At 62.1% G+C, this 13,205-nt stretch carries 9 protein-coding genes; 3 read left to right on the top strand and 6 right to left on the bottom strand.

Annotated features, from left to right (window positions below; all coding sequences use genetic code 11):
- Window positions 1–3: 3 nt before the first annotated feature.
- Both ACRANW_RS04715 and ACRANW_RS04710 read right to left on the bottom strand, forming a co-directional pair.
- Complete coding sequence (locus ACRANW_RS04715; RefSeq protein WP_479433380.1) at window positions 4–1,032, bottom strand: type VI secretion system protein TssA; 1,029 nt, start codon at window positions 1,030–1,032, stop codon at window positions 4–6.
- 29 nt (window positions 1,033–1,061) lie between these two features.
- Window positions 1,062–1,817: an OmpA family protein gene (locus ACRANW_RS04710; protein WP_479433379.1), complete on the bottom strand. Its 756-nt coding sequence runs from the start codon at window positions 1,815–1,817 to the stop codon at window positions 1,062–1,064.
- 227 nt (window positions 1,818–2,044) lie between these two features.
- Here ACRANW_RS04710 and ACRANW_RS04705 point away from each other — a divergent pair, with 227 nt between their 5' ends.
- From ACRANW_RS04705 to tagH, 3 genes are all read left to right on the top strand, one after another.
- The gene (locus ACRANW_RS04705) at window positions 2,045–4,033 is read left to right on the top strand and encodes a type VI secretion system Vgr family protein (protein WP_479433378.1); all 1,989 of its coding nucleotides are present in this window, start codon (window positions 2,045–2,047) and stop codon (window positions 4,031–4,033) included.
- A 92-nt stretch (window positions 4,034–4,125) separates the two neighbouring features.
- The gene (locus ACRANW_RS04700) at window positions 4,126–4,701 is read left to right on the top strand and encodes a DUF6931 family protein (protein WP_479433377.1); all 576 of its coding nucleotides are present in this window, start codon (window positions 4,126–4,128) and stop codon (window positions 4,699–4,701) included.
- Entirely contained in the window at window positions 4,698–6,443 is a 1,746-nt protein-coding gene (gene tagH / locus ACRANW_RS04695) for a type VI secretion system-associated FHA domain protein TagH (RefSeq protein ID WP_479433376.1), read from the top strand. The genes ACRANW_RS04700 and tagH overlap by 4 nt, the downstream gene beginning before the upstream one ends.
- Window positions 6,444–6,451: 8 nt before the next feature.
- Here the strand turns inward: tagH and ACRANW_RS04690 are convergent, their stop codons facing one another.
- From ACRANW_RS04690 to tssM, 4 genes are read right to left on the bottom strand one after another with little or no spacing between them, the layout of a single operon-like run.
- Window positions 6,452–8,440 carry a serine/threonine protein kinase gene (locus tag ACRANW_RS04690; RefSeq protein ID WP_479433375.1) on the bottom strand — a complete coding sequence of 663 codons (1,989 nt, stop codon included), beginning with the start codon at window positions 8,438–8,440 and terminating at the stop codon, window positions 6,452–6,454.
- A gap of 3 nt (window positions 8,441–8,443) precedes the next feature.
- Complete coding sequence (locus ACRANW_RS04685; RefSeq protein WP_479433867.1) at window positions 8,444–9,163, bottom strand: PP2C family protein-serine/threonine phosphatase; 720 nt, start codon at window positions 9,161–9,163, stop codon at window positions 8,444–8,446.
- Between the two features lie 2 nt (window positions 9,164–9,165).
- Window positions 9,166–9,705: a type VI secretion system-associated protein TagF gene (tagF, locus tag ACRANW_RS04680; protein ID WP_479433374.1), complete on the bottom strand. Its 540-nt coding sequence runs from the start codon at window positions 9,703–9,705 to the stop codon at window positions 9,166–9,168.
- Window positions 9,687–13,184, bottom strand: coding sequence for a type VI secretion system membrane subunit TssM (gene tssM / locus ACRANW_RS04675; protein WP_479433373.1), 3,498 nt, complete (start codon window positions 13,182–13,184; stop codon window positions 9,687–9,689). The genes tagF and tssM overlap by 19 nt, the downstream gene beginning before the upstream one ends.
- Window positions 13,185–13,205 lie beyond the last annotated feature (21 nt).

Here is a 13,205-nt window from a genome sequence, read left to right as displayed (position 1 = left end):
CGTTCATTCCACATCATTGCGCTCAAGCAAAACACTTTTTACTTCATCGAGACTTCGCGGAGCGATGTCTTCAAGGATTTCCATGAAATCTTTGTTGACCCAACTGCGCATACGGCCCATTGCCAGACGCATTGGGTGTCCCGGTTCTGCGCGGGCATAATATTGTTCGATCGCATCCAATGCCTTGACTACATCAGTGCGTGACTTGACTGCACCACCAAAGCTCGGGCCGCTCGTTTCTTCACGCGCTCCATCGGTGTCGACCACGGACCCGTCATCTTCATTATCCGGGTTATCCGGTTCAGGCGCGGCAAGGCCGGCAAGCGCGGTATAGGCTTCCTGCGCCATGCTGATTGTCAGGCGCAGCGTGCTGAAATCGGGCCGCCCGGCGAGATCTTTTTCACGCAGAACGCCATCAATCCGGTCCAGCGCATCCAGCATTGAAGACAGTTGCGTCGCAACCGCCAGTCGGGCTTCGTCGCCAAGCTGGTCGATCGTGCCGCGCACAATGGGATAATCATCTGACGCGCCACTATTCTCATGCACGTCAATCAGTTGTTCGACCTTGATGCTCCCGCGATTGCCGAGCACCAGCGGCATTCCGAGAAATGGCATCGCGAAGGCGCCACGACGGGCTAGGTCTTCAAACAGAGGGCCGCGCAAACGACCGCCCGGATCATCCATCACCGGATGCACCGTGTCCCAGCGCTCTTCCAGCAGTCGTGCGGCGAAGATCAGACCTTGTTCGACAATATCTGGATCGCCGCGCACAATACCGCAGCGCGCGTAGCTGACGGCAAGATAGAGGTCCTTGGTCTGTTCGCAAAGCGCCTCGATATTGTCGAAGGTATCTGACCAATTGACTGGAGAAAGTCGCTTTTCGCCGTCGGACAAAGACGCCATGCCCGTGTCGAGCGCGAAATCTTCATCGAAGGCCGCGCGCAACGTATCGAACTCCAGACTCTCGTCCAGATCCTCCCCGCACGGCTGAACGTCCGATACGGGCGCCAGCAGTTGTTCGATTGTCTTCACACGCGCTGCCCCCCAAATCAGCCGGTCGTTTATTCGATAACGACCGCCTCGACCCGGCGATTGATGCCGTGCGTGGGCGCATATCCATCAATGGGCTGGCTGCTACCAAAGCCCTCGGCTTCCAGCATATCGGCCGCGATACCGCGATCAAGCAGCACTTGGCGAACCGCCGCTGCGCGTTCTGATGATAGCTGCGTGTTAGCCGCATCATCCCCTGTCGCATCGGTGTGGCCGGCGATCCGAACCCGCTTGAGCTTGCCCGATTCGCTGTTGAGGCGAATCGCTTCGGCCAGCGTGCTGATTTCCTTCAGCGCCGAAGGCTCAAGCTCAGCCGAGCCCAGACGGAACGTCACAAACAGATTGGCACGGTTGGTCACATCGGCAGCAACCTCGACGGCACCACCGGACAGACGCCGCTTACCGACTGTCGGCGCAGCCATATCACGGCGCGCAACGCGCTGCACATTGGCCGCGAGCATGGTCGACGCCGAAGGCGCGGGACGCGCGGTGGCGGCCTTTCCCTTGCCGCGCATTTCCTTAAGCTGTTCAAATGTCAGGAACGGGCTTGCCTTGCGGCCGTCTGCACCCCGCGAGCGCACATCAACAATCACGTCATCCTGATCGGCCGCGACATCGATGACTTCGGCCTCTCCACAATCACCGCCAAGCTGACAGCGAAGTTCGGCGAGACGCACAGGATCAAGCTCCTGTTCGGCGGCTTGCGCAAATATTGGGGTGGTTAGCAGAGCAACTGCTGCAATCATCGGGACACGGGTCATCATCATTCGACTCCAGATCGAATAGCCCCAAACATAGGGGCGGGAAACACTGTTGCGACCGACTGATTTTGGATTTGTCTTTTCTTAGTCTTCCGGTAACACCTTGCCGAACGACTTACAAGCCGAACGAGAGCGGCGCGTCCCGTTTAGGTGCAGCCTTAATTGGGAAACCTGATCGCCAACGGAACTGGGTAGCACCGCATATCGACTATTATTGTGGGGGGCTTTTCGCGATGACATCCGAATACCGCGAAATCAGACTGGCGGTGGACCTTGGCGGGGAGCAGGTTGACTATGTCTCGCTCGCCACACGCGAAGAATTGTCCAATCCGTTTGAAATCGAATTGCAGATTGTCGCTTCATTGGGAGAGATCGACTTGGTGCCCCATATCGGTGAGCCGGTATGTGTTACAGTCTTTGAAGAACAGGAGATTGTCCGGTATTTTCACGGTCTACTGGTCGAAGCGGCGCATCTCGTCGAAGATGGCGATGGGTTCCATTACAACCTTTCACTGCGACCCTTTACCCACTTTATGGCAAGCAAGCGCGGCTTTGGGATCTTCCAAGAAAAGACTGTGATTGACATCATCAAGGAGGTTTTGGCGTCTGCCGGGATCACCGATTATGAATTGCGCGTTAGCGAAAATTACGAGCCATTTGAATACTGCGTCCAATATGCCGAAAGCGATTTTCACTTTCTTTCGCGTCTGATGGAGCAGGAAGGGCTGTATTACTTTTTTGAACATTCCGAACAGAAACACCTAATGGTGATCTGCGACAAGGCCAGCGCTCACAAGCCCAGCATGCATCCGATTCTTGCCTTTAACCCTGCTGCAAGCACGGCGCAGGCCTACCATGTCAGCGCAGAGCTTGGCGGTTACCACGCTCTCAATAACTGGTCGGAGCGGGTTGCGAGCACGGGCCATGAACAGGTGGCGTTGCGCGATTACGACTTCAAAAAGCCGGTCGATCCGGTCGATGGCAAGGCCGTGGACGACGCGCAGCATCCCAGAGATGCGCAGGAGCATTATGATTACCCTGGCCAGTTCATCACCGCTGCCCGTGCCAACCGGTTGAGCAAGGTTCGCCTCGAGGAGTTCCGCGCCCGGCGCCGTACCTTTATCGGCCGGACCAGCGCCAAAAGCCTGTGCGCCGGCTCCACCATCAAGATCACCAACCACCCGGTTGATCGCTTCAATGACGAATACCTGGTCATCACGACTCAACACAGCCTGCGCGCGCAAAGCTATCACTCGGGCACCGGCGGCCTTGGCGAAGATGATGTCGGTTTTCTGGCAATCCCGGCCAAAACGCAGTTCCGCGCCGTGCGCCGGACCGAAAAGCCCCGCGTGGTTGGAGTCGAATCCACGATTGTTACCGGCCCTTCAGGCGAAACCATCTTCACCGACGAATATGGCCGTGTCAAAGTGCGCTTCCATTGGGACCGGGCGCGCACCCCGGACGAGAAATCCACCTGCTGGATCCGTGTTTCCCAAACCGGCGGGCTAGGCAACATCATTTTGCCCCGCGTGGGGCATGAGGTGCTGGTCGATTTCCTCCACGGCGATCCCGATCAACCGGTGGTGATCGGACGCGTGTTCAATGCCGAGCACATGCCCGTGTACGCTCTACCCGGCAACAAGACCAAGGCGGTGTGGCGCACTCTGACTTATGGCGATCAGAAGGCCTATACCAAGGCCGAAAAGCTCGACACGGGCGAGCCGAAGGCCAATGAAATCCGGTTCGAGGACAAGGGCGGATCGGAAGAGCTGTTTGTCCACGCCGAACGGGACATGAATGTGCGGGTGCGCTACGACACCAGCACGCATATTGGCCATGATGAAGAACTGAGGGTCGGCCACAATCGCCAGCGTTACGTCAAGGAAGACGAAAAGGTCACGATTGACGGCAACCGCAGCTACACTCTGAAGAAAAACGAAACCAACACCATCACCGATGGCAATCGCAAGACCACCATCAGCAAAGGCAATGACGAGCTGACCATCAGTCAGGGCAATCTTACCATCAAAACCAGCATGGGCAGGGTCACGATCGAAGCGATGCAATCGATTGAGCTGAAAGTGGGACAAACCGTGCTCAAGCTGACCCCGACCCAAGCCTCGCTCACGTCGCTGATGGTCAACGTGAAAGGCAACGCCACAACCGAGGTTTCCGCAGGCGGCATTTTGACGGAAAAGGGCGCGCTGATTAAGATCAATTGATGCGGCAGAATGTCACGCCGCATCCCGATTGCAGCACTTCTGGGTTCGAACGACACAATGATGGATTGCAACAAGGATTTGTCCGGCACGCCATGACCGACTGGACCATAGTCTTCTGGAGTTCCGCCCGGCAGATTGCCGAAGAGGCCAAGCTCGCGCCCGAGTTGCAGCCGGCTGACGATGTAGCGCCCGGTGTCTTCTTCCGCGATCTGCGCAAACGCGGCGAATTGATGCCGGCCATCTCCTACGTCGCAGCCGCGCTGCCTAAGCTCGAGGCAATCGACTGGGCGCTCGCCAGCCTGCCGAGGATCGAGCCGACAGCGCCCGACTTTTCCGCAAGGATGCTGCTGCGCGACACCATTCAGCGCTGGCTGGGGGAGCCGGACGATGACAATCGCCGCGCGGTTGAACGGCTGGCCGAGCAGTCCGACCGAGATTGGCCCGAAACCCTGATCGGCCTGGCGGTGTTCTTTTCGGGCGGTTCAATCGCGCCGGAAGACTGCCCGCCCGTGCCAGCCGAGCCGGGCCTGATGGGACAACTGGTGGCTGGCGCCGTGCAATCGGTGGTGGCCGCCGGGGCCGGCCGGGAGCCGGCGCTTTCGGGCCGCATTCTCGATTTGGCCAATAAGCTCGCCACCAATGGACGCACGCCGGCCGCAAACCCATGACCCTGACGCTCAAGATCACCAATGGCGCCGCGCTGGAACACGGCATCAATCCCGAGCTGGTACTCAACAACCGCGGCGCCAATATTGGCCGTTCGCTGACGTGCGAATGGGTGCTGCCGGACGAAACGCGTGTCGTTTCCAGCAAGCATTGCGAAATCCAGTTTCGCAACGATGCCTATTACCTAATCGACTATGGCAGCACCAACGGCACATTCGTGGGCACATCGGAGCAGCGACTGGAAGGCACCCACAAGGTAGGCCCGGGCGATCGCTTCCGTATCGGGCCGTATCTCATCGAAGCCCGGTTGAGCGGCACAGCCTTGCAGCAGCATCAGGCTGAACAGGAACAGGTCGCCGCTGCCGCGCGCGGGCCATCTTGGCAGGAATGGGATGATGTTCCTGGCGGCCGACCTGCCGCGCCCAAGCCCGTGCCTGTCGCTAACGGCTTTCCAGCAGATGGCGGCTGGGACATTCCCGGCGGCGGCCCTGCACCGGAGCGCAATTCAGTCTGGTCGGAGGACGTTGCCCGCGCCTCGAACCCACCCAGCGCCGACGACATCTTCAGCGATTTCACCGCCAAGAACGAAATCGACTGGAGCAACGCCTCGTGGTCGGTCGACCCCACGTTCGATCCCTTCGCAACTGGTGACAGCGAGCCTTCAGGCTTCGCGCCGCTTAACGCAGGGACGCCGAGCAGCGGCCTGAACGCCGCACTTGCCGCTCCTTTGAGCGGCAGCAGGTTCGATCCCTTGCCCAGCGGATCGCCGTCGTCGCCTGAATTGGGTGGCGGGTTTGCGCCGCTGCCGGATGACCCCTTTTCTTCCCCGTCACCGCCTAATTTCGTATCGGATTTGGGCTCGCCGCCGCCCGCAGCGCCGCCGACAGGGGGAAGTTTCGCGCCGCTCGATCCGATCAACCAGCCGCCCTGCCCCAGCGCCTGCGCAGACCAGCCGACCGCTGGCCCATGGGGGCAGGAGAGCGGCTTTGCGGCCACGCCCTCGCCCGTCCCTCCGGCGCTGACCACGCCGCTGCCGGTAAGGGTCAGGCCTTCGCCGGTTCCGCACGATCCGCGGCCGGCGCACGCCACCGGACCTTTCACAGGTACAGCGTCTTCGCCTCCTCCGGTGTCCGAACCTACGCCGCCCTCGCACGCGAGTCCCGATGCCGTGTTCGGCGCGCTGCTGGGCGAGCTTGGCGTCCCGGCCAGCCAGATCAAACTGACGCCCGAGGAATCCGCTGCCAAGACCGGGCGAATGCTAAGACACCTTTTGGCCGGGCTGATGATCCTTCTCGAAGCCCGTGCCCGCGCCAAGGACGAGATGGGTGCCGCCGGCACCGCGCTCGGCTTTGATGGCAACAATCCGCTCAAGTTCGCGCGCAATGTCGATCAGGCCTTGCAGATGATGCTCAATCCCAAACTGCGCGGCTACATGGAGGCCGAAGACGCGATCGAGGAGGCCTATCGCGATCTGCAGGCGCACCAGATTGCAACCCTGAAGGCGATGCAGGGGGCCTTGCGCGAAACGCTCAACCGGTTCTCGCCTGCTGCGATCAAGGCGCGAACCAAGGAACAGGGCCTCCTGTCCAAGGTGCTACCCGGCCAGCGCGAAGCCGCCTTGTGGAAAGCCTATGAAGCCCAGTTCAGCGGCGTGGCTGAAGGTTCGGCCGAGGCGTTCTTGGAGGTGTTCTCACGCGAGTTCCGCAAGGCCTATGACGAGGCCAACCAGCGTCCCCGGCGCTAATGTGATCCTTACCCCGGCTGACGATCCTCGGCGGTCGCCCACATCACGTCGGCAGCCCAGTTCTTGTTGCGCACACCATCTCGGAACCGCTCGGCCCAGGTGGAATCGAAAGTCTGAATGCTGTCGGGCAGCGGCGTGGGGCTGGTGACAACAATCAGGCCGAAATCGAACCGTTTGGCGTCTGTAATTTCTGCTGGATAATACATCGAGTATCCATCGTCCGTCTCATTACCTTTGACGAAATCGACAAACTCGGCGAGCCTATTGCGGTGCGAAAACAGCACGACAGGCTCAAAAACATTGGTGATAACCAGCAGAGCCACATCGTCCCCCGCCTTTAACCCATTGATGTTGAACGGCACCTTAGCATGCAAGCTTTCAATGGCTTCGGGATAGGTTGGCTCCATCCGTGCTTCGTAATTCAGTTGTGGCGACGTAATCGTGACCCCTTTGCCGCGCGCTTCGCGAAGCGCATCCACCAGCGCACATTCCTCCGGCGCAAATCGCACCACATTGCCGAAGTCGAGCGCCGGCACGCTGGCGCCTGCGCTTTGGAGCGACTGCGCCAAAGCGGCCTGCGCCTCGGCTGGAACCGCCGCTGCCCCGGTGAACTTTACAGAAACCCCGTCCGCGCTTGCCAGCGTCAGCCATGAACACGGAACCCCATTGGCGACCCGTTCAGCCAGCGCGGCGAACTCGGGCGACTCCGGGGCGATACCCGCGACTGCGCCGCCATCAACCTCGGCCAAAGCGGGTGCCTGCGCCGACGGGACATCATCGCCGCCAAGGCTGACCGCGATGACCGTGCCGACCAGAGCCAGCAACATCAGCGCCCCGCCGCCGATCATCACCGGAAGGCGGTTGTTGCCGAGGCTATCGGGAAGCAGGCCAGCAAGCCGTGCGGCCACCCCCGGTGCTCCCGTTACTCCCGGTGCCTTGAGCGAAGGTTTCCTTGCCTTGCCCGCCTTCGCGCCCCCCCCTGCCGCCGTGACAAGCGTGTTGCCGCCGCTGTGCGCGCCTTCGGTCAGCATCACGTTGAAGGCTGCCATGGATTGCGGGCGCCGCGCGGGATCGGGTTGCAGCGCGGCTTCGAAAGCAGGCCGAAACTGCACCGGGATGTCCGAAAGATCGGGCACCGCCATGCGCTTGCGCACCGCATCGGACAGCGAACCACCCATGTCGGAATGCTTGCCCGCCAGCACCGCCCGCAGTGTCAGCGCCAGGCTGTAAATGTCCGACCACGCGCCGACATTGCGGCCATATTCGCCCAATTGCTCAGGCGCGACATAGCGCAGCTTGCCCGCAAACCCATCCCCCACGATCGTGGCGGAATGATCACGCGCATCTTTGGCGATGCCGAAATCGATGATCTTGGGCCGTGCCGGATCGTCACCTGCCAGCAGAACATTGTCGGGCGCGATGTCGCGGTGGATCGCCCCCAGCGAATGCGCGGTCCCCAGCCCGGCGGCGAGCTTCTGGGCCACGGCCAGAAACTGCGCGTCCGATAGCTTGAGTTTGCCTAGCCGCGCCTCAAGGCTTGGCCCGTCGATGAATTCGGTGACGATATAGGGCCGCCCCAGCGTATCGCGCGCGGCAAGGCGATATTGCACGATCGCTTCGTGATGCAGCCGGGTCAGCGTGGCCGCTTCCTTGGCGAACATCGCGGCCACAAGCTCATCTTGCGCCAGATGCTGGAGCATGACCTTGACTGCGACCTTTTCCGCCGGCTGGTGGACATTGACCGCCTCATAAACCTCGCCCATACCGCCGCGCGCGATGAAGCGGGTGATGCGGTAGATCCCGTTGAGCACTTCGCCATTGGCGATCTGCTGCCCGGTAGAGCCTTGCCCGCCCGCTTCGGGCGGCAGAGGCGGCTCGGGCAGCGGTGGCTGGGGCAGCGGCGAAGGGGTCGATGTCGGCGCGGGCGATGGCGCCGGTGTGGGCGTACCCTTAGGCTGGTAAACTGTCCGGTCTTCGTCTTCTGGGGGAAGGCTCATGGTCTAGACCGCCCCGATGTCGATCACGATCGCCGTGACATTGTCCGGCGCACCATTGGCATAGGCGCGTTCGATCAGCGCGTCGACCGCGGCTTGCGGATCCGGAGCCTCCAGCAGATCGCGGATATCGGTGTCCGGTACCGGCCCGCTCAACCCATCGCTGCACAGCAGGAACCGGTCACCCGGTTCGACCTCGTCCTTGATGATGTCGACCTGCACTTGCGGCGCCACCCCAAGTGCGCGGGTCAACACGTGCGACATCGGGTGGCCGATCGCGTCAGCGGCGCTCAGGATGCCTTCGTCGATCAGATCCTGCACATGGGTGTGGTCCACCGTCAGCTGAAACAAGCCGCCGCGCCGACAGATATAGGCGCGGCTATCGCCGACCCAGCCAACCGCGAATTCGCGCCCGCGCAGGATCAACCCGACAGCGGTTGTGCCCATCGTGCCGCCACCATTGGCCTGCGCGACCTCACCAATCTCGGCATTGGCGCGGTGAACGGTATCGGCAAAACTGGAAATCGCGCTGTCGAAGGGGTCGGGCAGATCCACCGCTGCAAAGGCGTGGGCCGCCATACGCGATGCTGCGGCGCCGTTCTGATGGCCGCCCATGCCGTCACACACCAGCCAGAATCCCGTGTCATCGTCGAGCAGCATCGAATCTTCATTTTGCGCCCGGACCAAGCCGGTTTCGCTGCGGCCGGCCGCGCTGAATGGTATCATTGTCACACGAAGCATCCTTCCACCGAAGGCCAGGATCCCACGCTGTCCGGCGCAGGAAGCGACGGCGCTGCGCCGTCCGGCAAGAACCATTGCGCGTGTCGCTCACCGACCGGCGCGGCGCGTTCGAGTGCGGCCAAAGCGCCCTGCAGGGCGTCGACGGAGGCACCGCCCACCAACGCGCCGATCATCGCGTCATAAATCTGCTGCGTCACCTGGTCGGGCAGGGCGAGCACCAGCAGCGGAAAGCGCCTGCCGACCGCGTCCATGCTGGGCAGCACTATCGCGGTGGTGCGCGGCCCTTCCCACAACCAGGGCGCCGCAGTTTCATAAGCGGCCTCAAAGCCTGCGCCACAGGTTGAGCGTGCCGCGGCGAGCCACTCGCTCAGCCACAAGTCGATACCCTTGCGTAAATCGGTGCGCAGGCCGCGGCTGATGAAATCGCCGTGCCCGGGCAGCTTGCCGAAGATCGCGGGCCGATCCAGCACGGCGTCGGCCGGTTTGGAGCCAAGGCCCACCGAGCGGATCAAAGCATCTGCGGGCATTTGACCGACCATAGCCCGCCCAGGCTGAAGGGGTTGCGATCTTGAGGGAAGGATATCCGGAACACCGCGCGCGCCGGGCCCGGATTGAACACCGCTTCCACCTCGCCTTCAGAAAGGTTGCGGATGCGTGCGCGCTCCAGCAGGCGGAACAGCGACCATGGCCCACTTTCGGGCCGCCGCCACAGCACCTGATCGGAATCATTGAGCCCGTCGATCCCGCCATTGCCGATGATCTTCAATTCGGACGATTGCACCATCCCGCCACCCACCTGCCAGGTCAATTCCTGTTCGGCCGCACTGTCGAGATCGAACTGCAAGGGGATGCCGCCGGTGGTCAGCTCCACCCGTCCCGCTTCGCGCCCCAGTTGCACCAACGCGATCCGCATCGGCAGCCCTTCACCGATGGTAAGCGTCAATGCCGAGGCTTTCTGCATATTGCCGGGCGTGACAGGATTGAAGCTGGCGACCACCGGATCGCCGCTGACCCAGCGCCAGTAATCGCCGCTGCGATCAAGATAGGCGTCAAGCCGCGTCTGAACGAACAGCGGTACCAGCCCGCCAGGTCCAAAAGCGGTGCGCAGTTCAGTCACCCCGGCATCGGTGGCCGCCCCCTTTTCGAAGGGAAACTTGCCGGTCACCGCCGTCTCGCAGGCGGGCAGCACTTGCTGGCTATAGGCGAGCGTGGTTTCGCCCTGCAGCACGCCGACCTGCGCCGAGCCGCCTCCGCTGACGACGTCGCCTGCAAACTTCTGGATCATCTCCGGCGCCTGCGTGGCAACGGTGTCCAGCTCGCCCTTGATCTGCGCCAGCCGATCCGCGCTGCTGGAGACAGAGCCGGGCGCGTTGGAGGCGCGCACCTGCGAGAAGGTCTGGCGCACAGCATCGATGAAAGCGGAAACACCGCCGGGGGCTTCGGGCGTGCCGGTCCAGGCGTTCAGATCGGCAAAGGCCATGCTGATTTCTGCATCAGCAGACATCGCCCCGCCCCCGCCTGTCCCGATGATCTTGCTGGCCGTGTTCACCAACCGGTTCTGCTTAGCCCGCTGGCCCGCAAGATCGGCGGCGCGGTCCAATGTGCTCGCCTGCGAGAAATCCGTGTTGGCACGCACTTCCAGCAACACCGTGCGCAAGGGCGACGGATCTTTCGTCAGCGCGCGAAAGGCCTGCGGATCGTTGAAGTAGTCCGCTGCCTCCAGTGCATCGATCACGCCCTTCCAATAGGCGATATACTCCTGCGCATAAATGGTCGAAATGCCCTGCCGCAGCGAGCCCATTTCGCTTTGTATACTGACAGTGTTCTTGCCGAGCACCCATTGTTCGCGCTTGAGATCGGCCTGCACGGTTTCCCGCGCAACAGCATAGGCCTTTTCAAAGCCTTCGCGCTTGAACAGATAGGGCACGCGCAGCGCCAACACCTTTTCGGGATTAGCGAAGGCCGCGGTGTCGCCAGCCTGGATTACTTCGGCCATCACCCAATCTTTCGATGGGTCGGACGCCTTTTCGCGCATGATCGCAAAGGCGCGCTGCGAAAGAGACATACTGGATACCGCCTGCCGCGCCGAAGCGACCAACTGTGCGTCCAGCGGTGCCCGCCCGCCCGCCCATGCAGCGGCCAGGTTGGGGTCGGTCGTCAGCGCATCAAGATGCAGCATCAGCCGCTCGCGCACCTGTGCCATTTCTGTGCCGGGATAGAGCTCGTTGGTCCAATCCTTCGCCACCTGCCGGCGAACCGCGTCAGCATTGATTACGCCTTCGGGCGCGCCGCTGCCGAGCATCAGATAAACCTTGAGCGGTTCATACAATGCCAGCGGATCGGCCAGTTCGCCGCGCATCTTGTCTTCCAGCCGCAGCATGATGCGCGGCAACAGAATACGCCGCAAACCCATCCGGTAGGCTTCGGCGTTGCGCTGGGCGAGGCCGCTTTGGAACAGGCCGAACCGCATCAGTAGCGAAGGCCCGCCTGCGGCCTGAGCCCGGTATCCTTCGGGCATGTCGCGCAAGGCGTCCAGCAACGGCAGCACCTGTTCAAGCGTGGCATCGCTGCTGCCCACCCGCACCAGATCGACCCGGCTGGCGTCGATCTCCTGCTCCAATGCAGCAGCGGCGATCACAGAATCGCTCTGAAAGGAACGGTTGCCGATGAAGCTGACCGTCCACAACACCACAGCCAGCACCACGGCGGCGGCAAGGCCGATGCTGGCCGCCATGATCTGCGACTTGCGCTTGCGGACCAGCGCGGCATCGGAAACGGGGAGCCCCGCCTCCTTGAACACCACGTCCTGCAACAGGCGATTGAGGAAAAACGCCTTTCCGTCACGCGGCGCGCCGCTGGCCGCCGCTGCGCTGTCGCCGTAGGTCTTGCTTACGCCTTGCAGGATGCGGTCAATCGCGCTGCCATCTTGCGTGCCGGAGGTGAGATAGAACCCGCGGAGCTTTCCACTGGGGCGATCCTCGTTGAGAAAAGCACCTTCGATCAGCCGGAACAGCGCCGGGCGCAGCGCATGAAGCTGCCCCGGAAAGCCGAGGATCAGGCCCCGGCGGCGAATATCCTTTTCTTCCTCCAGCCGCTTGGGCTGGCGGGCGGCGACATCATTGGTCACATCGTCGAAAGCGCCGGTCACGTCTTCGGCTGTCAAACGCTGACCATGCCAGTCGAAGGTGTGGCCGATGACAGCTCGGCGCCCGTCCACGTCGAGATCACCGAAATATTCGCTCATCCCGGCCAGAAGATCAGCTTTAGTGATCAGCAGGTAAACCGGCAGTTCGACCTGCAAGGCCTCACGGATTTCGCGCAGGCGGCGGCGGATGATCCCAGCGTGGTTGTCGATCACGCGCACATCGCCGGTTTGCAGATCGTCTGCCGGGACCGCGACCAAAATGCCATTGACAGGCTCAAACGGGCGATGCTTGCGCAGCAGTTCAAGCAGGCGTTTCCACGCGGCATTGTCGACCGCGCTGTCTGAATCCTGCGTGGTGTATCGCCCGGCGGTGTCGACCAGCACGGCTTCCTCGGCGAACAGGAAATCGAGATTGCGCGTGCCACCGCTGCCCGCCAGCGTCTGATCGGCGAGCGGGAAACGCAGACCAGAATTAAGCAGTGCGGTGGTCTTGCCTGCGCCCGGCGGGCCAATGATCACGTACCACGGCTGCGCGTTGAGATAGCCGCGCTTGTTCCCGCTGGCTTCGCGCAGCTGCGTGAGCGCGGCAGCCATGCGGCCCTGCACTGCGCCCGCTTCCTCTGCGCTGGCATCAGGGCCGGCAAGCTCTGCTGCCAGCGCCGCTTCGGCCTTCTTGGCGGCACGGCGGCGCAGCGCGAACCACGTGACCCACAACGCCAAGAGCACGCCGGCGATGGTCAGACGAACCCACAAGGGCTTCATCGCATCCACAAACAGCGGCAGGCCCAGACACAGCAGCAGCGCAAGCAGGACGATGGTGCCGATCGAGATCGTCCACCAGTTCGTCAGGAACTTCTTCATCAGTCTTCGCCCCCGCGTGTG

Source organism: Erythrobacter sp. 'gip.4 top 5' (genome assembly GCF_056495765.1).
The sequence above is the reverse complement of the archived record's forward strand: the minus strand, read 5'-3'. Positions and strand labels throughout refer to the sequence as shown.